Here is a 19,581-nt window from a genome sequence, read left to right as displayed (position 1 = left end):
GCTGTTCTTCCCCCCTCTCAGGCGGCGGGCAGATCGCTGTGGAAGGGGTTCGAGCACCGAAGCCCCAAGCCGAGTGTATCGTTTTGACCAGCATTGAGGCCGTGGCCGTGACATGATGCGACAGTCAAATTCAACACCCGCAGCGGAAGGGAAGGCCTCAGGCCGCCCTGGTGCCGTTTCCCGATCCGCACACAATCGAGGACAAAATGTCAATCAAGTCCCGCGGCTTATTGAGGCTCTTGTTCATGTGCCTCCTGATCATCAGTGCCGGCACCGCTGGCTTTCTCTGGGGGCAGCACAGCGACACGGCCTATCTGGCCGCAGGCTTTGCAACACTCATCGCCATGCTGGCTTCACTGGCTGTGGAGAACATCGCGGCAAATGCCGAGACGCAGTTGCGGCTCGTCGTGTCTCTTCTCAAGACGGCGACCGCCGATGACGTGGTCTCTGACGAGAAGGCGCGACGTCTCGACCTCATCGTTGCGATGCTTGAAGAGCAAAATGAAAAGTTCAGGATGAACCTTCTGTCCAACAAGGTTCACGAGATGAATTCCCTTCGGCGCAGTGAGCTGGAGAAGGCGTCAGCACCGCGTCAAAGTCAGATCAGCTGAAGCGGGGCCTTCCGGAATTGCGGTGGTGTTGCTGATCGACCATCTCTGCGGCGGCGTGACGGAAGGATACCCAATCTCGCCTTTCTGTGGAGAGCAGCACACTAGGTTCCCAGATAGGCCTTGAGCCCCGGCAGGTCCCGCGCCGCGAAAAGCTCTGCCGTGGGGCGCAGTGCCACGATGTGGCCGTTCTCGAGATAGGCCGTATGGCTGGCCGCCGCCAGCGCATCCTCCGGCTGGTGGGTGACCATCACCGTGGTGAGATGCCGGTCCTGGCTCATCGCCTTGACGAGATCCAGCATGTCGCGACGGAGCGCGGGGCCAAGTGCGGCGAAGGGCTCATCCAGCAGCAGCACCGGCCGGTCACGCAACAGGGCACGCGCCACGGCAACGCGCTGGCGTTCACCACCGGAAACCTCACCCGGCCTTCGGCGCATGAGGGCGCCCAAACCCACGTCGACCAGCGCTGAATCGACACGCCGCTTCTGGTCGGCATCAAGCCTCAGCGACGGCGCAATGCCGAGCGCCACGTTCTGCCACAGGTCGAGATGCGCGAAGACGTTGTTGTCCTGGAAGATCATGCTGACCGGGCGCTGGTCCGGCGGCAGCGCGGTGACGTCAGCACCATCGATCAGCACGCGGCCGCTCTCGGGCGCCTCGAAACCGGCAATCAGGTTCAGCAGCGTCGACTTGCCACCACCCGAGGGGCCGATCACCGCGGTGAAGGACGACGAAGGGAATTGCGCATCAAAGCGCATCTCCATCTCTTCATAGCCGAAGGTGACATGCTCGAGCGCGATCATCGCTGGTCGCTCCAGCGTTCAGCGAGCGTCGAGAAGGCGAGCACCAGGGCGCTGAGCACAAGCGCGGTGCCGATGGCCTCGTCGAAGCGGTAGCTGCCCATCTGGCGATAGATGAGTGCTGGCAGCGTGACGAATCCTTGTGTGCCGAACAGCGAGATGGCGGTGAGATCGCCCAGGGACAGCATGAGCGCCATGATGAGCGACAGGCCGATGGCGCGTTTCGACACCGGTAACTCGACCAGGTGGAAGCGGTTCCAGCCGGAGAGGCCGAGGCTGATGCACAGCCGGTCATGCGCTTCCGCCGAGTGGCTGAGCGCGGGCATCAGCACGCGGGCGACGAATGGCAATGACATCAGCGCATTCATGGCGATTACCAGGAAGGCCGCAAGCCCAGAAACACCGGCATGGGCGATAAGGATGATGAACCAGCCGGTGGCGAGTGCCGCTGGCGGTACGATCCACGCGGTGAGCACGGCGATGGAGGCGATCTTCCGCCACGTGCCGCTGCGCACCGCCAGAACGGCGAGCGGCCAGACAATGGCGAAGGCCAGTGCCGCGCTGGCGGCGCCAAGCCCGAGGCTGGTCAGCAGTGCCTGCAGCAGAAGAGCCGAAGGGTTGATGTGCAGCACGCCGGCGCCGATGAGGGCCGCGAGCGGCGGCAGCAACAGTAGCAGGGCAAGCAGCACGATGCCGCCATCGACGAGGCGCGCCGTGGTGGAATGGCCGTCATGGCGCTTCGGCTGCAGGCGCAATGCCGGCCAGCTTGCGCCGAGCCCGCCCCAGGCCTGTGCCACCAGCGCCAGCGTGGCGCAGAGCGCAAGCTGCACGAGCGCCAGCATGGCGGCGCGCTGCGGATCGAAGTCGGAGCGCAACGACTGGTAGATCGCCACTTCGAGCGTGGTGGCGCTGGGGCCACCACCCAGCGTGAGCACCACGGCGAAGCTCGATGCACAGAGCAGGAAGATGAGAAGGGCCGCACCCGCAATGCCGCTTCTGATGGCGGGCCATTCGACGAGGCGCCAGATGGCGAGCGGCCGCAAGCCCAGTTGTGCCGAGAGCTTCCAGCTTTCAGCCGGGATGCGCTCGAGGTCCGACAGGATCAGCCGTGCGGCGAGCGGTACGTTGAAGAACACATGCGCAAGAAGAATACCCTGCAGGCCATAGATGTCGAAGATGCCGCCGAGCCAGCCCTTCGCACCATAGACCTCGATGACGCCGATGATGACCACGATGGCCGGAAGCGCCAGCGGCAGGTTGAGAAGCCGGAGCAGCAGCGCGCGGCCCGGGAAAGATGCCTGCCGCGCCAGCGCGCACGCCAGCGGCAGGCCAAGGGCGAGCGATAGAAGAGTGGAAAGCCCGGCCTGCAGCAGCGTGAAGCGCAGCACGCGAAAGACGTAGGGATCGAGGCCGGACAGCCCCTGCTCCAACCCCATCCGCAGCACGGGCAGGAAGCCCGCCGCCAGCGCCAGGCCGAGAAGGGCGAGCGCCACATAGGCCGGCGCTCGCGATGGTTGGTAAGTGATCACGTCGCCCCGGTCATTTCGCCGTGGCGTTCAGCCACTCGTCGATCCAGGCGCGGCGGTTCTGGTCCACCTCGTCCGAGCTGTAGAGCAGCGTCTTTGTGGGCTTCACCAGCTGGTCGAAGGCCGGGGGCAGCGGTGCTGACGTCTTGCCCGCCGGGAACATCCAGTTGTTGGTCGGGATCTGGTCCTGGAAGCCGGGCTCCATCATGAAGCTCAAGAACGTGGCCGCCAGCTCCTTGTGCTGGCTGCCTTCGACGAGGCCGCCCACTTCCACCTGCATGTAGTGGCCTTCCGCGAAGGAGGCAGCCTTGTAGCGGTCGGTGTTCTCGGCAATCACGTGATAGGCGGGCGAGGTGGTGTAGGACAGCACCATCGGCGCCTCACCCTTGGTGAACAGTGCATAGGCCTCCGACCAGCCGGGCGCCACGGTGAGGATGCGAGGGCTCAGCTTCTTCCAGGCATCGGCCGCCTTGTAGCCATAGACCTGCTTCATCCACAAGAGGAAGCCCAGGCCCGGCGTGGAGGAGCGCGGATCTTCAAGGATGATCTTCTGCGTGGGGTCGCCGTTGACCAGTTCGTCCAGCGACTTCGGTGGGTCCTTCATGGTCTGGCTGTCATAGACCACGGCGAAATAGCCATAGTCGAAGGGCATGAAGTATTCATCCCTCCACGGCGTGGGCGTCTTTGCTTCTTTCACGTCGAGGCCGTGCCTGACGAACAGGCCGGTCTTCACCGCCTCGGTGGTGAGGTTGGTGTCGAGGCCCAGCACCACGTCGGCCCTGGTGTTCTTGCCCTCGAGCTTCAGCCGGTTGAGCATGGCGACCGCATCGCCCGGCGCCACCCATTCCACGGTGCAGTCGCAGCTTTTCTCGAAGGCTTCCTTCACCTTGGGGCCGGGGCCCCATTCGGCGACGAAGCTGTCATAGGTATAGACGGTGAGCGTATCCTTCGCCATCGCAGGAGCGGTGAGCGTGAGGAGCGCGAACAGAGCTGTGAGTGTCTTCTTCATCATAATACCTCCATTCGCCGTTGGATGGAGGATTGGACATGGCCTTCCGGAATGTCCGCCCGCAATCCCTCCGCCGGCATGATCCGGATCAGGTTCAGCGGGTCCGGGGTATCAACCCCGTCTCAGCCGCTTACGCGGCACCCCGTTGAGAGCAGATTCAGAGGTAAGCCTTCGCGCGTGCGCTGGCAAGAAGCTTTTGCTAGAAGCGGGCCATGACACGTTTTGCAATCCTGCTCGGCGGCGACCTGACGGTGACGCCGCGCCTCAAATCCCAGATCAAGGGTGCCCGGGTGATCGCCGCCGACAGCGGCATGATGCATGCCGCCGCGCTGCACATCATACCGGAACTCTGGGTGGGGGACTTCGACAGCGCGGGCTCCGAGCTCACCATGCAGTATCGCGACGTGCCGCGCGAAACCTTCCCGCCTGAAAAGGACGCCACCGATGGTGCCATCGCAGTGGACGCGGCGATCCGGCGGGGCGCGACCGAGATCATCCTGCTTGGTGGCCTGGGCGGCCAGACCGACCACACGTCGGGGCTGCTCGGCCAGAGCATCCAGATCGCGCGGCGGGGCATCGCCTGCCTGCTGACCAGCGGCGTCGAGGAGGCCTGGCCGCTGATCGCCGGCCGCCTGCATTTGGATCTTCCGGCGGAGACGCGCCTCAGCATCATTCCGTTCTCCGATCTTCAGGGGCTGGACCTCGCGGGCGTGAAGTGGCCGCTGACCAATCGCGACGTTCCCGTGGGCTCGACCCTCACCTTGTCCAATGTGGCGCAGGGGCCCGTGGCGATTTCACTGAAAGCCGGCCATGGCATCGCCATCGCCTATCCGCCGCAGGCCGCCGATGTCTGACGCTGAGTTGAAGATCGAGGGCATGGGCCGCCGCGGCGAAGGCGTGGCACGGCTGGATGACCGCACCGTCTTCGTACCCGGCACGCTGCCGGACGAAATTGTGACGGCAGTGGGCGATGGCGACCGCCTGGCGCTCGTCGCCATCGAACGTGCCTCGCCGGACCGCGTCGCGCCCTTCTGCAGCTATTACGGCCGCTGCGGCGGCTGCCAGTTGCAGCACTGGCGCGAGGAGCCCTACCGCGCCTGGAAGGCCTCGCTCATCTCCGAACAGCTGAAGGCGCGCGGGCTTCCCTCCGAGATCAGCGGCATCATCGACGCGCATGGTGCGGGCCGCCGTCGCGCCAGCCTGCATGTGCGCAAGAAGGACGGCGTGGTCACGGCGGGCTTCATGGAAGCGCGCACCCATACGCTGCTGGACATCGCCAGCTGCCCCATTCTGACGCCCGAGATGGCGCGCGTCTTCGACATCGGCCGTGCCATTGGTGCGAAGCTTTCCGACTGCGACGTGGCGGTGACATCGACACTGACCGGCCTCGATGTCAGCGTGCGCGCCGAGCGCAAGTTCGCGCAGGCCGAACACGCGAAGCTTGCAAGCTTCGTGCGCGACCTCAGCCTCGCGCGGCTCACCGTCAACAGCGAGGTGATCGCCACCGCGGTGCCGCCGCGGCTCGAGATCGGCAAGGCCAGCGTGGCGCTGCCGCCCGGCGGCTTCCTGCAGGCCACGGCTCTGGGCGAAGAGACACTGGCGCAGCTGGTGATCGAAGCCCTGGGCAAGTCGAAGAGTGTGGCAGACCTGTTCTGCGGCATCGGCCCCTTCGCCTTCCGCATCGCCGAGCGGGCGCGCGTGGAAGCCTATGACAATGACCGCGCGGCGGTGGCTGCGTTGAGCGCGGCCGCCAAGGTGACATCGGGCCTGAAGCCCATCACTGCAGAGGCGCGCGACCTGTTCCGCGAGCCGCTGGTGCCGAACGAGATGAAGGAACTCGACGCCGTTGTCTTCGACCCGCCGCGTGCAGGCGCGGAGATGCAGGCCAAGCAGCTGGCGCGCAGCAAGGTGAAGACGGTCGTGGCCGTGTCCTGCGATGCCGCCACCTTCGCGCGTGATGCCGAGATTCTCGTTGCCGGTGGCTATGCCCTCAGGAAGGTCACGGCGGTGGACCAGTTCAAATGGTCATCGCATGTGGAGATCGTGGCGCAGTTCACGCGCTGATCTGTTGCAGCGGCGCAACAGCGTGCTCAATTTGGTCGCCTGCGCTTCCCTGCGTTGCGCTTTGATGCTAGCAAGCTGCCACACGCAACCAAACAGAGGAGAATCGGCCATGGGAGTATGCTTTACGCGCTGCTGATCTCCGGGCCGCACTGAGGCTCGGGCCTCAGGCGGATAGCGTATCCTTCGCGCTTCAGGCGCTTTCATCACATCACTGAACCTGTCGCCGGCCTCGCGCCGTGCATGGTGCTCTGCGCCATGTGCCCGCGCATCGCGCCGCCGACTCACGGATCTTTCACGCGCATGGGTCGCCCCATGTTCTCGCGATGGAGCTTTGCATGTTCTCTCTCAAATTCGACCTGCTCTTCCCCAGCATCGGCATGGCGAAGGCAGCAGCCCGCAAACTCAACACACACCTGAAGCGGCAGGACACGCCCATCGAACCGCGCGAGCTTCATCGCATGCAGCAGGAACTGCGCGAAGCGCAGGAGCGCATCCGCTACCAGGTCACTGCAGGACGGTTGTTCATGTGAAAGGACAGGTGCTAGCCTCGGACAATGAATGCAGATGTGATCGTGGTGGGTGCGGGGCTTGCAGGTGCGGCCGCTGCACGCAAACTGGCGAAAGCCGGCAAGCGGGTGCGCGTCATCGAGGCGCGCGACCGCTGCGGCGGGCGCGGCTATGCCAAGGCCTATGCGGGTGACGGGCCCCAGCTGGAATTCGGCGGGGCCTGGATCACGCCTTGGCATGACCGTCTGCGCGCACTGGTGCCCGAACACGGCATGTCGCTGCGCCCGCGCCACGCGATTGCCAACCGGCTGTGGCTGCGTGACGGCGTGCTGCAGGGCAATGGCGCTGCCGCACCCGATGACGTGACGGCGCATGAACGCGCCATCGCGCGGGTGGCTGTTGATTCGATCCTGCTCAAGAAGGGCCTCACCGAAAACGAGAAGGGCGAGGCGCTGACGGGCGTCTCCTTTGCCGCCTATCTCGACCGGCTGGGTTGCCCCAAATCGACGCGCGACCTGTTCTCCGCCTGGTGGACGGTGTCAGGGAATGGCGACCACCACAAGGTGGCAGCCTCGGAATTCCTGGCGAGCTGTTCCTATGACAACGGCCTTGCCGAAGGCATGATCCGCTTCTGGTCCGACACGGTGGTGCCGGGCATGGGCGTCCTGGCGGAGCGCATGATTGCGGGCTCCGGCGCCGAGCTGATCCTCGATGATCCGGTGACGCAGGTGATGCAGGACACCGGGCATGTGGAGGTGGTGGCAGGCTCGCAGCGGCACCGGGCGCGGGCCTGCATCGTTGCACTGGGCATCAACCAGATGCCGCGCATCGGCTTCACGCCGTGGCTGTCGGACAGCAAGACCGCAGCACTGGCCGCAGGCCATGGCGGAAGGTCCTTCAAGCTGTGGATCAGGGCGGAAGGCGTTCCCGTCGGCACGCTGGTGACGGGCGATGGCAGCGGCATCGAATTCGCCTTTGCCGAGCGCGCCGAGAATGGCACGACCTACATCGTGGGTTTCGGGCTCATGCAGGAGGGCAACCATCCCGCCGACCCCGCATGGGTGAGGTCACAGGCTGCAAAGCTGTTTCCCAATGCGCGCGTCATCTCGCATGACTGGCACGACTGGGTGAATGATCCCTTCGCGCGCGGCACATGGGTGGCGGCACTTGCAGGCCATGAGGCAGGCCTCGATGCCGCCAACTGGCGGCCGGAAGGGCGCATTGCCTTTGCCTCCTCCGACTATGCGCGCGCGCAGGCGGGCTGGTTCGAGGGCGCCGTGATTTCCGGCGAGGACGCGGCAGACGCCGTGCTGAAATTCACGTGAAGAGCTGACCGAACACATCCATCGAGGTGTTGGCGCCGCACACGACGACGCCGACGCGCTCGTCCTTCTCAGGCCTGTAGGCACCCGACAGCAGCGCGGCGAAGGCCGCGGCACCACCCGGCTCGGTAACAAGCTGCATCTCGCGCCACAGGTGGCGCTGGGCGTTGCGGATGTCGTCATCCGAAATCAGCGTCACCTGCGCCACGTGATGCTTCGCAATCTCGAACATCAGCTTGCCCACCGTGCTGGCGCCGAGCGAGTCGGTGGCAAGCCCCGAAGGCTTCACCGCAACGCGCTCGCCCGCCGCCATGGCGGCATGCAGCGTGTTGCAGGTCTGGGGCTCCACGCCCACGATCTTCACGCCGGACTGGTACCACGCGGCGATGCCGCCGATGAGGCCACCGCCGCCCACGGCGACGAGCAGCGTATCGAGCCCCGGCGCCTGCTCCTCCAATTCGCGACCCAGCGTGCCCTGGCCTTCGAGTGTTGCCTCGGCATCATAGGCGTGCACGCCGGTGGCGCCGCTTGTCGCGATCCAGGCTTCGCACAGTGCCAGGGCCTCGGAATAATTCGCACCCCTCTGCACCACGTCCGCACCATAGGAGGCGATGCGGGATACCTTGGCGGGCGACGAGATTTCGGGAACGAAGATCTTGGCGCGGTGGCCGAGCTGGCGTGACGCATAGGCGACGGCGGCACCGTGGTTGCCGCCAGACGCGGTGGCCACGCCGCCCTGCCCGACGCTCGCCTGCAGCAGCGTGTTGAAGGCGCCGCGCGACTTGAAGCTGCCGGCATGCTGCAGCAATTCGAGCTTGAGCGTAACGGGGAGTTCGACGCCCTCCACCGTCACCGAGACGACGGGCGTGCGGCGCACGTGGTTCGCAATGCGCGCTGCGGCGCGGGTGATGGCGTCACGCGTGATCATGCGGCGGGCGCCACGCTGAACAAGGTATCCGACTTGCCGCCGAAGACATCGTCGTAATAGCGCTTCTGCGCCTGCGCGGCGGTGAGCGCATTGCGCATCAGGATCGCGACGGTGACGGGGCCGACGCCGCCCGGCACCGGGGTGATCCAGCCCGCGGTTTCGGCACAGGCCTCGTAGTCGACGTCGCCCACCGTGAGGTTCCTGCCGTTCTCCTCGATCTGGTTGATGCCGATATCGATGACGGCCGAGCCCGGCTTGATCATGTTGGGCGTGATGAAGCGCGGCTTTCCGACGGCCACGAAGATCGCATCCGCGGCGCGCGAATGGACGGCGAGATTGCGCGTCATGTGATGACAGACGGTGACGGTGGCGCCTTCCGCCATCAAGAGAAAGGCAATGGGTTTGCCGACGATTTCGGAGTGGCCGATCATCACCACTTCGAGACCTTCGAGCCTGAGGCCGGTGCGCTTGAGGAGTTCGACCGAGGCCGCTGCCGTGCAGGGCGCGAGCGAGGTGTCGCTGTAGACGATGTTGCCGATCGAGGCCGGGTGCATGCCTTCCACGTCCTTCAGCGGGTGGACGGCGGTCTGCAATTCGCGAATGTCGAGATGCTTCGGCACGGGGCGCTGGATGATGACGCCAGTGACGCGGGGGTCGGTGTTCAGGGCCTGCAGCATGGCCAGCATCTCGACGCGTGACACGGTGGCCGGCAGGTGCCGCTCCTCAAACATGATGCCGGCCTTCTCGGCCCCGCGCGCCTGGTTCCTCACATAGAGGTTGACGGCCGGAACATCACCGATGGTGATGGAGACGAGCTTCACCGGCCAGCCCTTGGACGCCAACTCCTCAACCCCCTGGTAGACGGCGCGGGTGATTTCCTCGGCGACGGGCTTGCCCAGCAGGGCATTGTGACGGATGGCAGTCTGGACGGTCATTGTCGGCACTTCCTTGCGATTGGCGCCTCTTTCTCACGCCGTGATCGCCATGCGCAAGCCCCTTGCATCCAGCGGCGGGTTGGTGGGGAAGGTAACGGCGCGGCCCTCGGCGATCCGCTTGGCACTCCACGCGCAGGCGCAGGCGTCGAGGAGATCGTCGGCGCCAACGTCGGCGCGGCGATAAGTGTGGGACGGCAGGCTGTCGAGCGGGAAGCCCGCCGCCACGAGAAGCGCCTTGCGAAGTTCGAGGCCGGGCGGATGCGGGCTGCCCTTCACCTTCTTCGGCAGCGGCAATGATGTCTCGCCGTTCATGGCCCAGAAGGCGAGTTCGGGGTGGACCTCGACGATGCGCGCCTGCAACGCGGGCGTGATAAGGCCATCGATCTCGCGCATCTTGGGGAAGATGTGGAAGATCTGCTTCGACACCTTCTTCGGCGGATCGGAACTGGCGAGGTTGGCCGAACAGGCCTCCCGGTAGTCGGCACACATCACGGCGGCGCGTGAAGGAACCGAGAAGACGCTCGACTGCCGCTGGCCCAGCCGCTGCCGCACCTCGCGCTCGGCGGCGCGGCCCGACCCATGCGGAAAGCCGATGGGCATGTCGACGGCGATCACCGCCGCATCCATTGCAAGGACATCGGCAAAGCTGCGGCAGAGATGATGCGAGACGGTCCCGGCCCAGCGCACGGCGATCCAGCCGCCGGGGCAGCCGTCGACACCGACGACGGGCGTCATGAGCCGTGCAGCGCGCCCGCCACGTTCAGCACCGTGGTGCCGGAGCTGAGGGCGATGGCGCGGGCCAGCATCTTCATCGCCGCCGCGAATGCCTGGCGCGGCGCATGGCCGAGGCGTCCCGCGAGGTAGAGGCCGCTGAGAAAATCACCCGTGCCATTCGGCACCGTCGCGAGCTTCGGCGCGACGATGCAGTGAACCTCGTCGGGCGTGATGAGCAGCGTGGCGAGACCGTCATGCGATGGAACGGAGGTGGCGAGCACTTCCGGCAGTGATAGCGAACGCGCGGCGGCGATGGCGCTCTCCTCGTCCGTCACCTCATGGCCTGACAGCCAGGAAAGCTCGAAGGCGTTGGGCGTGAGGCATCGGGCACGCGGCACGAGATGTGCGCGGATCGCTTCCGCCACCTCCTGCGGAATGTAGAGCCTGCCGTGATCGCCCATCACCGGATCGACCAGCAGATAGGGCACGGCGACACGGCCAAGAAGCCCTGTCACCTCCTCCACCTGACCGACTGTCGCGAAGTAGCCGGTGAGCATGGCATCGAGATTGGCGAGCGCGCCCAATGCCTCGAGTGCCGCAAACATCCGCGCCATGTCTTCGGCCTGCGTGCGGAAGCCCGCAGGTGCGCCGTGGCCCGGGTGGTTCGACAGCGTGATGGTGGGCAGCGCCAGCACCTCGTGGCCCTTCGCCTGCAGCGCCGGAACGGCGGCGGAATTGCCGACGGGTCCCCAGACGACCTGGCTCGAAATGCTGAGCACCTTCATCAGATGACGTTCTTCTCGAACAGCGGCTGGTTGTTCCTGATGCGCTCGAAACCAAAGCGCGTGAGGTCGATGGTCTTGTACCTGCGATCGATGACGAGCTCCGAAATCGCATTGCCCGCCGCAGGCCCCTGCTGCAGCCCGTGGCCGGAGAAGCCATTGGCGAAGAGCAAGTTGGTCACCTCCGGATGCGGGCCGATCACCGCGTTCTGGTCCAGCGCGTTGTAGTCATAATGCCCCACCCAGGCGCTGATGACCTTGATCGCCTCGAACAGCGGAACACGCTCGGCCAATGCCGGCCAGATGTGTTCCTCGAACCAGCTGTGGTCCACCTCCCAGTCGAGGTTGTCCGGCTCCTGGTGCTCTTCTGGTGACAAGCCCGCAAGGAAGTTGCGGCCCTCAGGGCGGAAATAGACGCCACCGGGAATGACGGTGAGTGGCGCCTTGTGCAGCGCCTCGGTGGCGGCCGGGCAATCGAGCACATAGACGTAGCGCTTGCGCGGGCCGACCGGCAGGTCGATGCCCGCCAGCTCCGCCAGCCTGCCAGCCCCGGTGCCCGCCGCGTTAACCAGCGTGCCGCAGGCGATGGCTTCACCAGATGCCAGCGTGACGCCGGTGATGCGCTGGCCTTCGCGCGTCACACCCGTCACCTCGTCCTGGATCAGCTCGACGCCCTTGGCGATGGCCGATTTCCGGAACAGTGCGGCGAACATGTAGGGGTCGACCCAGCCCTCGCCCGAGAGGCCGAAGCAGCCCGCGGCGATCCCGTCCGTCACCAGCCAGGGAAAGCGAGAGGCCAGCTCCTGCCCACGCAGCAGCACATTGTCGGCGCCATTGGCGATCTGGACCGTATGGTTCTCTTCGAGAACCGGCAGGCCCTCGGGGCTGGCGCAGATCAGATAGCCCTGCTCCTTGAAGCCGATGTCGGCGTCGGGTCCGAACTCCTGTTTCAGGTTCTTGACCAGCGTGACGCCGAACTTCGAAAGATGGATGTTTTCGGGCGTCGAGAACTGCAGGCGCAGCCCGCCCACCGAGAGGGCGGTGCAGCCTCGCGCCCAGCTCGTGTCCTTTTCCACCAGCGCAATGGAGCCGGTGAAGCCATTTTTCCGCAGGTAATGGGCGCTGGCGCTGCCCACCACGCCGCCGCCCACGATCACGACGTCATATGTTTTCATGGCGGCGGACATTGCCCAAAGCTTGGAGCCCCCACAAGAGCAGAAGCCATGCCGATCATCCAAAAGTGGGCTTCCCTTGGCGCATTGCGGCGACTAGCTTGCGGTGCAGCAAGAGACGGAAAAGACAAGATGTTCAGAGCCAGACGAAGCGTCCTCTACATGCCCGGCGCCAATGAGCGCGCACTTGAGAAGGCGAAGTCCCTCGACGCCGATTCGCTGATCCTCGACCTCGAGGATTCGGTGGCGCCCGACGCCAAGGCCGAAGCCCGCGCCAAGGTGGCGGCAACCGTGAAGGCCGGCGGCTTCGGCCGGCGCGAACTCGTCATCCGCATCAACGGGCTGGACACGCCATGGGGTGTCGACGACCTGAAGATGGCAGCGGAAGCAAACCCCGATGCCATCCTCGTGCCGAAGGTGGCGCGCCCCGGCGACATCGTGAACGTCTCGAAGATCCATGTCGGCATGGGCGGCACGGAAAAGACCCGCATGTGGGCGATGATGGAAACGCCCATGGCCATCTTCAACGTGCGCGAGATCGCCTCGGTGCACCAGGTGGCCAGGCTGTCCTGCCTCGTGCTGGGCACCAATGATCTCCTCAAGGAATCGCGCGCGCTGGCCAGCGGCGGGCGCTTCGCCATTCTGCCATGGCTGTCGATGACGCTGCTGGCGGCGCGCGCCTATGGCCTCGACGTGATCGACGGCGTCTACAATGACTTCCGCGACGAGCAGGGCTTCCGGGCCGAATGCGAACAGGGCCGCACTTTGGGCATGGACGGCAAGACGCTGATCCACCCCGGCCAGATCGCCGCCTGCAACGAAATGTTCTCGCCGGCGCCCGAGGAAGTGGCCTGGGCGCGCAAGATCATCGCGGCGTTTGAGCTGCCGGAAAATGCAGCGAAGGGCGTCATCACGGTGGACGGCAAGATGGTGGAACGCCTGCACCTTGCCATGGCGGAACGCGTGGCGGCCATTGCGGAGGCAATTTCGTGACAGGGACTGCTGACCTCGATCCCCTGGCGGAGGCACAGCGTCTCCTGGACCACATCTCCGGCAAGGATGACACGACACCGACGATGCGCTCACTCGCAGAACGGCTCGACGCCTTCATGTATGCGCTTCGATTTGTGCTGCGCGATTCCGTCGCCTGTGTTCCGGAATTCGAAACAGACCGCCCTACAGACTACCTTGAGGACTATAAGTCCTGGCGGAACATCATAGGCCCGCGATTTCCGGATCTGGGATTTTACTGGTGTGCCTTGTCGTCATGCATCACGAATGAAATGCCAGAAGTCGGAACGGGCGACGCAATCGACGACTTGGCAGACATTGCACAAGAGCTGGCTGTCGTCGAGTCTCACCTGAATGCCTACGGCCGCAAGGATGCATTGTCGGCACTCCGCATGGCCTACGAAATACACTTACATATGCATGTCATACCCCTCAGGGCCCATCTTGAGGAACTGATCTTTGAATAGCGAGCAGCAGATGCGAAAGACTAATCCGGGAAACTTCTTCGAGGACTTCCGTCTCGGCCAGACCATCCGCCACGCCACGCCGCGCACGGTGACGGTGGGCGACGTGGCACTCTACACAGCGCTTTATGGTTCGCGCTTTGCCGTGCAGTCATCCGATGCCTTCGCGAAGGCCGTGGGCTACCCGCAGGCGCCGATTGATGACCTGCTCACCTTCCATGTCGTCTTCGGCAAGACCGTGCCGGATGTTTCACTCAATGCGGTGGCCAATCTTGGCTATGCCGATTGCCGTTTCCTCAAGGCGGTCTATCCCGGTGACACGCTCGCGACCATGTCCGAGGTGATCGGCCTCAAGGAGAACTCCAACGGCAAGACCGGCACCGTCTATGTACGCTCGGTGGGCACCAACCAGCGCGGTGAGGAGGTCTTGTCCTATGTGCGCTGGGTGATGGTGAGGAAGCGCGACGAGGAGGCCCCTGCGCCTGAAGCCGTTGTGCCGCAACTGCCGAAGCGCGTGGAACTTGTCGCACTGGGAAGCGCCTGCCCGGCAATCGACCGTGCCACGTGGGATGACGGCCTCGCTGGTTCACCGCACCGCTTCGCCGACTATGCGGCAGGCGAGAAGATCGACCACGTCGATGGCATGACGGTGGAGGAGGCCGAGCACCAGCTCGCCACGCGCCTCTTCCAGAACACCGCCAAGGTGCATTTCAACCAGCATTCGGAAGCACAGGGCCGCTTCGGCCGCAGGCTGATCTATGGCGGCCACGTCATCTCGCTGGCGCGCGCATTGAGCTTCAACGGATTGGCCAATGCCTTCCACATCGCCGCCATCAACGGCGGCCGTCACGTGGCACCGCTGTTTGCGGGCGGCACGGTGTTCGCATGGTCGGAGATCATCGAGACGGCGGAGCTTCCGGACCGCAGCGATGTCGGCGCGCTGCGCATCGTGACGCGGGCGACGCGTGATGTTCCATGTGCAGAATTCCCGGTGGAGGACGGCGCGCCGGACAAGCCGGGGGTGATCCTGGAGCTGGATTACTGGGCGCTGATGGTGAGGTAGAACGAGCGTGTCTTCTCCCGCTTCTTCAGCGGGAGAAGAAGGGACCCGTTGCGCAGCAACGGGGAGATGAGGGAAGGCCAATTACATCAGTTCGGCGACCGCGGCCCCTCACCTTCCCCAACTTCGTTGGGGCCCCCTCCTCTCCCGCACGCGGGAGAGGACGTGCCCTACGCCACCGGCGTCCACAGCACCTGGTCAATCCGCGTAGCACCGGACGCCAGCATCACCAGCCGGTCCAGTCCCAGCGCCACACCCGAAGCAGGCGGCATCATTGCCAGCGCTGCCAGCAGCTCCTCGTCGATCGGGTAGCGCTCGCCATAGACCTGTTCCTTCACGTCCATCTCGGCCACGAAGCGGCGGCGCTGCTCCTCCGGGTCGGTCAGCTCGCCGAAGCCGTTGGCGAGTTCCACCCCGCAGGCATAGAGCTCGAAGCGCTCGGCGACGCGCCTGTCATGCGCCGTGGTGCGGGCGAGTGCCGCCTCGACGGAAGGATATTCATAGAGCACCGTGATGCGGCCATTGCCCAGCTGCGGCTCCACCTTCTCCGACAGGATGCGGCTGAAGACATCCGACCAGCTCTCGTCCCTGCCGAAGGCCACGGGCGAGACGGCGGCCAGTGAATCGCGGTCGGCCGTGCCATCAGCCCGCAGCGTCGCCAGCAGGTCCACCCCGGCGTGCGCCTTGAAGGCATCGTTGACGGTCAGCCACTCCGCCGTGGCGAAGGGATCGGCCTCCCGCCCCCGCCAGCGAAACTCCCGCGTTCCGGCAACGTGCGCGGCCAGCTGCACGAGCGCCAGCGTATCGGCGATGATGGTCTGGTAATCCTCCCGTACCCGGTACCACTCGAGCATGGTGAACTCCGGGGAATGGGTCAGCGTCCGCTCGCGGTTCCGCCACACGTGGCCCAGGTTGAAGATGCGCTGCTCGCCTGCCGCCAGCAGCTTCTTGGCGGCGAATTCAGGGGACGTGTGCAGGTAGCGCCGTTCGGTTGAGCCGTCAGGCAGGATCAGATCGGTCGAAAAGGCATGGAGATGGGCCTCGTTACCGGGCGAAATGGCCAGTGCGGCGCAGTCCACCTCGATGAAATCACGCTCGGCGAACCACTGGCGGATCCCCGCCACGATGCGGTTGCGGGCCAGCAGGAAGGGGCGGCGGTCGGCGTGGCGGGCCGGGTCGAACCACGGTGAGTCCTGGGCAGCCAAGGGCTGATTCTCCTGGGGGGTTGGCTTCCGGGATGGCCGCTGCTAATACCCCGCGCAACCAAATCCGGCAATTCTTCAGAAATCGAGAGACGAAATTGGTCAAGGTAATCGCAAGTGGTGTCCGCAAGGGCAATGTCATCGAGCATGAGGACGGCAAGCTCTATGTCGTGCTGAAGGCCGAATCCATGCACCCCGGCAAGGGCACGCCCACCACCACGATCGACATGCGCCGCATCTCGGACGGCGTGAAGACGGTGGTGCGCTACAAGACGACGGACCCCCTCGAGCGCGCCTTCGTCGAGACCATCACCCACTCCTACCTCTACAAGGATGACGACAACTACGTCTTCATGAACCCCGAGAACTATGAGCAGATCCAGGTTCCGGCCGACATGCTGGGCGACAGCGCCCCCTTCCTGCAGGAAGGCATGGAATGCCAGATCGCCCTGTTCAACGGCGTGCCCATCTCCATCGAACTGCCGCAGCGCGTGACGCTCGAAATCGTCGAGACCGAGCCCGCCATCAAGAACCAGACGGCGTCCTCCTCGTTCAAGCCGGCACTCCTCTCCAACGGCGTGCGCACCATGGTGCCGCCGCACATCGCATCCGGCACCCGCATCGTGGTGCAGACGGAAGATGCGTCCTACGTGGAGCGCGCGAAGGACTGATTTCCTCGCTCACGACCGTCATCATCATGGCCGGGCTCGTCCCGGCTATTTTTTGTCTTCTCCCGCTCCTTCAGCGGGAGAAGACGGGACCCGTTGCGGAACGCAACGGGGAGATGAGGGGAAATGCACGAGGCATGTGTGCCAGACGTCCCCTCACCTACCCCAACTGCGTTGGGGCCCCCTCCTCTCCCGCCTTGCGGGAGAGGACGAAGACTACCCGAACGCCTTGCGCATCACATCCGCCAGCCGCTTCGCGAAATTCGCCGGGTCCGGCACCTGCTCACCCTCGATGATGAAGGCCTGGTCGAGCAGCAGCTGGGCCGCATCTTCAACGGACGCCGCACCCTTGGCCTTGACCAGCGCAGCCAGCGCCTTGATGAGCGGGTGGCCGGGGTTCACCTCGAGAATGGGTGCGGACACCGAGATGCCGGAATCCTTCTGGCGCGACAGCAGCTTTTCGAGCGTCCGGTCCATCATGCTGTCGTTGACGATGCAGACCGCACTTTCCGTGAGGCGCTTGGAGGAGCGGACGTCCTTCACCCGCTCGCCCAGTGCCTGTTTCAGCGCGGCATTGAGCACCGCCGTTGCGGCATCTTCCGCCGCATCAGGCTTGGCGTCATCCTTGGCCGCGATCAGGTCGAGATCGGCGGAGCCTTGCGTCACCGACTTGAAGGGCTTGCCGTCAAACCCGAGCGCCGTGCGCACCCAGAACGAGTCGACGGGATCGGTAAGCAGCAGCACCTCGACGTCCCTCGCCTTGTAGCCTTCGAGCTGCGGCGAGGCCTTGGCCTTGGCGGCATCCTCGGCGGTGAGATAGTAGATCGCCGTCTGGTTCTCCTTCAGGCCGGCGATATAGTCCTTGAGGCTCACCCAATCGCCCTTGGTGGATTTGAAGCGCACCAGCTCATAAAGCTGGTCGCGGCGCTCCATGTCTTCGTAGAGGCCTTCCTTCAGCACCGGTCCATAGATGTCCCAGAGTTTGCGATAGGCGGCATCATCCGTGTCGGCGAGCTTCTTCAGCTCGGCGAGCACCTTGTTGGTAACAGCCTTGCGGATGGCAGCGACCTGCGGATTGTTCTGCAGCATCTCGCGCGAGATGTTGAGCGGCATGTCCTCGGAATCGATGACACCGCGCACGAAGCGCAGGTAGGCCGGAAGGATTTCCACGTCGTCGGCGATATAGACGCGTTTCACATAAAGCTTCTGGCGGCCGCGGCGCTCCGGGTCGTAGACGTCGAAGGGGCGCTCGCCCGGCACATAGAGCAGCACGGTATATTCATTGCGGCCCTCGGCGCGGTAATGCAGCGTCAGTGCAGGATCGGAATAGCTCCCCGAGATGTGGCCGAAGAATTCCTTGTGCTGTTCGGCTGTGATGTCGGACTTCGCGCGCGTCCAGATGGCATTGGCGGAATTGATCTGCTTCGCCGTCTCGTCGCCCACCGCCAGCATGATCGGGTGCGCGATGTGATCCGAATAGGTTCGCACCACGCTCTCGATCTTCCAGTCCTCGAGGAACTCCAGCGCGTCGTCCTTCAGGTGCAGGACGATGGAGGTGCCGCGCGGCGCGTTCTCGACTGGCGTCACGGTGAAGCTGCCCGAGCCATCGGAAGACCACATGTAAGCCTTGTCCGATCCCGCACGGCGCGAGATCACGTCCACCTTGGAGGCGACGATGAAGCCCGAATAAAAGCCGATGCCGAACTGGCCGATGAGATGAACGTCGCCTTGGCTTCCCTTCACCTGCTCCACGAAAGCCTGGGTGCCGGACTTGGCGATGGTGCCGAGATTGTCGACCAGCTCCTGCTCGGTCATGCCGATGCCGGTGTCGGTGATGGTGAGCGTCTTCTTCTCCTTGTCCGGTGTGATGGTGATGGTGAGGTCCGGCTGGCCCTCGAGCAGCGCCGGGTTTGCGATCGCCTCATAGCGCAGCTTGTCCAGCGCGTCGGCGGCATTCGAGATCAGCTCGCGCAGGAACACGTCGCGGTCGGAATAGACCGAGTGCACCATGAGGTGGAGGAGCTTTGCCACCTCCGCCTGGAATTGGTGGGAGGTTGCAGTCGTGGTGGCGTCTTTGGTCGCCGTTGTGTCAGTGGCCATGTCACCCTCTTCACAAGCATGTGATGTGATTGATGGGAGGGATATCGGGTGCCGTTGCCCAATGGTCAAGAGGCGGAAACAAAAGAGAAAAGGCCGAAGCATCGTCTGCTCCGGCCTTCGAAACTCTCTGAGAATACGCCTCAACACACTGAAACTTGGGGTGGCCCGGCTGGCTTAGAGAGATCCGGGGGGCTGGGGGGGCTGAGTTCCGAAGCTCAACACCAGCCGGGCCGCTAGAGGCAACGATGTTTTTATGGCCTCGGACATGGGCAGCAGCTTGATCGCAATGCGGCCAAAAAGTGATTTCTGGCTGCTGCTTGCCAAGGCTGCCGAACGGGTTCATCCTCGCATTCGTCATCAGCCTGTCACGAGCTTGCGGGGTCACGCAGTTGGACAAGACGGACGGTATAATTCCACTCCGGCCCTGGGAGGCGAATGCCCCGGCCGGACAGAATAATTCAAGCCATTCGCACCCGCAGAAACCACAAGAGCGCGTTGCCTTCGACCGCAAGGAACTGCAAACCATCCTGGGCTTCTATGGCATAAAGGTCGCCGAGGGCGAATGGCGTGATTACGCCATGGACTTCGGGCGCGAGAAGGCGGTGTTCTCGGTGTTCCGCCGTGCCTCCGAAGTGCCGCTCTACCGGATCGTCAAGGATCCCTCGCTGGCGAGGAAGCAGGGCATGTATTCCGTCGTCGCGCAGACCGG

20 protein-coding genes and 1 riboswitch are annotated in these 19,581 nt (G+C 64.6%); of the genes, 10 read left to right on the top strand and 10 right to left on the bottom strand.

The window, feature by feature from the left end; translation table 11 throughout:
* Positions 1-245: 245 nt before the first annotated feature.
* A complete protein-coding gene (locus WCJ41_RS06245) occupies positions 246-611 on the top strand; it encodes a hypothetical protein (protein ID WP_336904980.1) in 366 nt (121 codons plus the stop codon).
* Between the two features lie 101 nt (positions 612-712).
* Here the strand turns inward: WCJ41_RS06245 and thiQ are convergent, their stop codons facing one another.
* From thiQ to thiB, 3 genes are read right to left on the bottom strand one after another with little or no spacing between them, the layout of a single operon-like run.
* Entirely contained in the window at positions 713-1,411 is a 699-nt protein-coding gene (gene thiQ / locus WCJ41_RS06240) for a thiamine ABC transporter ATP-binding protein (protein ID WP_336904979.1), read from the bottom strand.
* Positions 1,408-2,937 carry an ABC transporter permease subunit gene (locus WCJ41_RS06235; RefSeq protein ID WP_336904978.1) on the bottom strand — a complete coding sequence of 510 codons (1,530 nt, stop codon included), beginning with the start codon at positions 2,935-2,937 and terminating at the stop codon, positions 1,408-1,410. Before WCJ41_RS06235 ends, thiQ begins: the two co-directional genes overlap by 4 nt.
* A gap of 10 nt (positions 2,938-2,947) precedes the next feature.
* Positions 2,948-3,946, bottom strand: a complete 999-nt coding sequence (thiB, locus tag WCJ41_RS06230) for a thiamine ABC transporter substrate binding subunit (protein ID WP_336904977.1) — start codon at positions 3,944-3,946, stop codon at positions 2,948-2,950.
* Positions 3,947-3,991: 45 nt separating this feature from the next.
* Positions 3,992-4,098, bottom strand: a riboswitch (TPP riboswitch).
* Between the two features lie 57 nt (positions 4,099-4,155).
* Between thiB and WCJ41_RS06225 the strand changes: the two genes are divergently transcribed.
* From WCJ41_RS06225 to WCJ41_RS06210, 4 genes are all read left to right on the top strand, one after another.
* Positions 4,156-4,797, top strand: coding sequence for a thiamine diphosphokinase (locus WCJ41_RS06225; protein WP_336904976.1), 642 nt, complete (start codon positions 4,156-4,158; stop codon positions 4,795-4,797).
* Entirely contained in the window at positions 4,790-6,007 is a 1,218-nt protein-coding gene (locus tag WCJ41_RS06220; protein ID WP_336904975.1) for a TRAM domain-containing protein, read from the top strand. The genes WCJ41_RS06225 and WCJ41_RS06220 overlap by 8 nt, the downstream gene beginning before the upstream one ends.
* 335 nt (positions 6,008-6,342) lie before the next feature.
* A complete protein-coding gene (locus WCJ41_RS06215) occupies positions 6,343-6,537 on the top strand; it encodes a hypothetical protein (RefSeq protein ID WP_336904974.1) in 195 nt (64 codons plus the stop codon).
* 24 nt (positions 6,538-6,561) lie between these two features.
* On the top strand, positions 6,562-7,839 hold the full coding sequence (locus WCJ41_RS06210) for an FAD-dependent oxidoreductase (protein WP_336904973.1): 1,278 nt from the start codon (positions 6,562-6,564) through the stop codon (positions 7,837-7,839).
* Here WCJ41_RS06210 and WCJ41_RS06205 read toward each other — a convergent pair.
* From WCJ41_RS06205 to WCJ41_RS06185, 5 genes are read right to left on the bottom strand one after another with little or no spacing between them, the layout of a single operon-like run.
* Positions 7,832-8,764, bottom strand: coding sequence for a threonine/serine dehydratase (locus WCJ41_RS06205; protein ID WP_336904972.1), 933 nt, complete (start codon positions 8,762-8,764; stop codon positions 7,832-7,834). The two genes, WCJ41_RS06210 and WCJ41_RS06205, sit on opposite strands and share 8 nt — an antisense overlap.
* Positions 8,761-9,699 (bottom strand): bifunctional 5,10-methylenetetrahydrofolate dehydrogenase/5,10-methenyltetrahydrofolate cyclohydrolase, encoded by a 939-nt coding sequence (locus tag WCJ41_RS06200; protein ID WP_336904971.1) that lies wholly within the window; start codon positions 9,697-9,699, stop codon positions 8,761-8,763. Before WCJ41_RS06200 ends, WCJ41_RS06205 begins: the two co-directional genes overlap by 4 nt.
* Positions 9,700-9,732: 33 nt before the next feature.
* Positions 9,733-10,434 carry a DUF429 domain-containing protein gene (locus WCJ41_RS06195; protein ID WP_336904970.1) on the bottom strand — a complete coding sequence of 234 codons (702 nt, stop codon included), beginning with the start codon at positions 10,432-10,434 and terminating at the stop codon, positions 9,733-9,735.
* The gene (locus WCJ41_RS06190; protein WP_336904969.1) at positions 10,431-11,198 is read right to left on the bottom strand and encodes a PfkB family carbohydrate kinase; all 768 of its coding nucleotides are present in this window, start codon (positions 11,196-11,198) and stop codon (positions 10,431-10,433) included. The genes WCJ41_RS06195 and WCJ41_RS06190 overlap by 4 nt, the downstream gene beginning before the upstream one ends.
* Positions 11,198-12,370, bottom strand: coding sequence for an FAD-binding oxidoreductase (locus WCJ41_RS06185; RefSeq protein WP_336904968.1), 1,173 nt, complete (start codon positions 12,368-12,370; stop codon positions 11,198-11,200). The genes WCJ41_RS06190 and WCJ41_RS06185 overlap by 1 nt, the downstream gene beginning before the upstream one ends.
* A 129-nt stretch (positions 12,371-12,499) precedes the next feature.
* On the opposite strand from WCJ41_RS06185, the gene WCJ41_RS06180 reads away from it, so the two are divergent.
* Genes WCJ41_RS06180 through WCJ41_RS06170 form a run of 3 tightly spaced genes read left to right on the top strand, consistent with a single transcriptional unit; the run spans position 12,500 to position 14,905 of the window.
* On the top strand, positions 12,500-13,360 hold the full coding sequence (locus WCJ41_RS06180) for a CoA ester lyase (RefSeq protein WP_336904967.1): 861 nt from the start codon (positions 12,500-12,502) through the stop codon (positions 13,358-13,360).
* Positions 13,357-13,845, top strand: a complete 489-nt coding sequence (locus WCJ41_RS06175) for a hypothetical protein (protein ID WP_336904966.1) — start codon at positions 13,357-13,359, stop codon at positions 13,843-13,845. Before WCJ41_RS06180 ends, WCJ41_RS06175 begins: the two co-directional genes overlap by 4 nt.
* A 10-nt stretch (positions 13,846-13,855) precedes the next feature.
* The gene (locus tag WCJ41_RS06170; protein ID WP_336904965.1) at positions 13,856-14,905 is read left to right on the top strand and encodes a MaoC family dehydratase; all 1,050 of its coding nucleotides are present in this window, start codon (positions 13,856-13,858) and stop codon (positions 14,903-14,905) included.
* Positions 14,906-15,072: 167 nt separating this feature from the next.
* On the opposite strand, the gene epmA is transcribed toward WCJ41_RS06170, so the two are convergent.
* Positions 15,073-16,107 (bottom strand): EF-P lysine aminoacylase EpmA, encoded by a 1,035-nt coding sequence (epmA, locus tag WCJ41_RS06165; protein ID WP_336904964.1) that lies wholly within the window; start codon positions 16,105-16,107, stop codon positions 15,073-15,075.
* A gap of 95 nt (positions 16,108-16,202) precedes the next feature.
* Here epmA and efp point away from each other — a divergent pair, with 95 nt between their 5' ends.
* Complete coding sequence (gene efp / locus WCJ41_RS06160; protein WP_336904963.1) at positions 16,203-16,775, top strand: elongation factor P; 573 nt, start codon at positions 16,203-16,205, stop codon at positions 16,773-16,775.
* 213 nt (positions 16,776-16,988) lie between these two features.
* On the opposite strand, the gene htpG is transcribed toward efp, so the two are convergent.
* Positions 16,989-18,872: a molecular chaperone HtpG gene (gene htpG, locus WCJ41_RS06155; RefSeq protein WP_336904962.1), complete on the bottom strand. Its 1,884-nt coding sequence runs from the start codon at positions 18,870-18,872 to the stop codon at positions 16,989-16,991.
* 389 nt (positions 18,873-19,261) lie between these two features.
* Here htpG and WCJ41_RS06150 point away from each other — a divergent pair.
* A partial coding sequence (locus WCJ41_RS06150) for a DUF2794 domain-containing protein (RefSeq protein ID WP_336904961.1) occupies positions 19,262-19,581 on the top strand: 320 nt, incomplete at its 3' end.

Origin of the sequence: Aestuariivirga sp. (assembly GCF_037139295.1) — a bacterium.
Classification (GTDB): domain Bacteria; phylum Pseudomonadota; class Alphaproteobacteria; order Rhizobiales; family Aestuariivirgaceae; genus Aestuariivirga.
Note: the sequence above shows the minus strand (reverse complement) of the source record. Positions and strands in the feature narration are given on the sequence as shown.

Excerpts from the sequence above, each read along its gene's own strand:
- htpG (WP_336904962.1), bottom strand. The coding sequence starts at position 18,872 with ATGGCCACTGACACAACGGCGACCAAAGACGCCACCACGACTGCAACC.
- thiB (WP_336904977.1), bottom strand. The coding sequence starts at position 3,946 with ATGATGAAGAAGACACTCACAGCTCTGTTCGCGCTCCTCACGCTCACC.
- WCJ41_RS06220 (WP_336904975.1), top strand. The coding sequence starts at position 4,790 with ATGTCTGACGCTGAGTTGAAGATCGAGGGCATGGGCCGCCGCGGCGAA.
- WCJ41_RS06215 (WP_336904974.1), top strand. The coding sequence starts at position 6,343 with ATGTTCTCTCTCAAATTCGACCTGCTCTTCCCCAGCATCGGCATGGCG.
- thiQ (WP_336904979.1), bottom strand. The coding sequence starts at position 1,411 with ATGATCGCGCTCGAGCATGTCACCTTCGGCTATGAAGAGATGGAGATG.
- WCJ41_RS06225 (WP_336904976.1), top strand. The coding sequence starts at position 4,156 with ATGACACGTTTTGCAATCCTGCTCGGCGGCGACCTGACGGTGACGCCG.
- WCJ41_RS06210 (WP_336904973.1), top strand. The coding sequence starts at position 6,562 with ATGAATGCAGATGTGATCGTGGTGGGTGCGGGGCTTGCAGGTGCGGCC.
- WCJ41_RS06245 (WP_336904980.1), top strand. The coding sequence starts at position 246 with ATGTGCCTCCTGATCATCAGTGCCGGCACCGCTGGCTTTCTCTGGGGG.
- WCJ41_RS06185 (WP_336904968.1), bottom strand. The coding sequence starts at position 12,370 with ATGAAAACATATGACGTCGTGATCGTGGGCGGCGGCGTGGTGGGCAGC.
- WCJ41_RS06170 (WP_336904965.1), top strand. The coding sequence starts at position 13,856 with ATGCGAAAGACTAATCCGGGAAACTTCTTCGAGGACTTCCGTCTCGGC.
- WCJ41_RS06205 (WP_336904972.1), bottom strand. The coding sequence starts at position 8,764 with ATGATCACGCGTGACGCCATCACCCGCGCCGCAGCGCGCATTGCGAAC.
- WCJ41_RS06180 (WP_336904967.1), top strand. The coding sequence starts at position 12,500 with ATGTTCAGAGCCAGACGAAGCGTCCTCTACATGCCCGGCGCCAATGAG.
- WCJ41_RS06190 (WP_336904969.1), bottom strand. The coding sequence starts at position 11,198 with ATGAAGGTGCTCAGCATTTCGAGCCAGGTCGTCTGGGGACCCGTCGGC.
- WCJ41_RS06200 (WP_336904971.1), bottom strand. The coding sequence starts at position 9,699 with ATGACCGTCCAGACTGCCATCCGTCACAATGCCCTGCTGGGCAAGCCC.
- WCJ41_RS06195 (WP_336904970.1), bottom strand. The coding sequence starts at position 10,434 with ATGACGCCCGTCGTCGGTGTCGACGGCTGCCCCGGCGGCTGGATCGCC.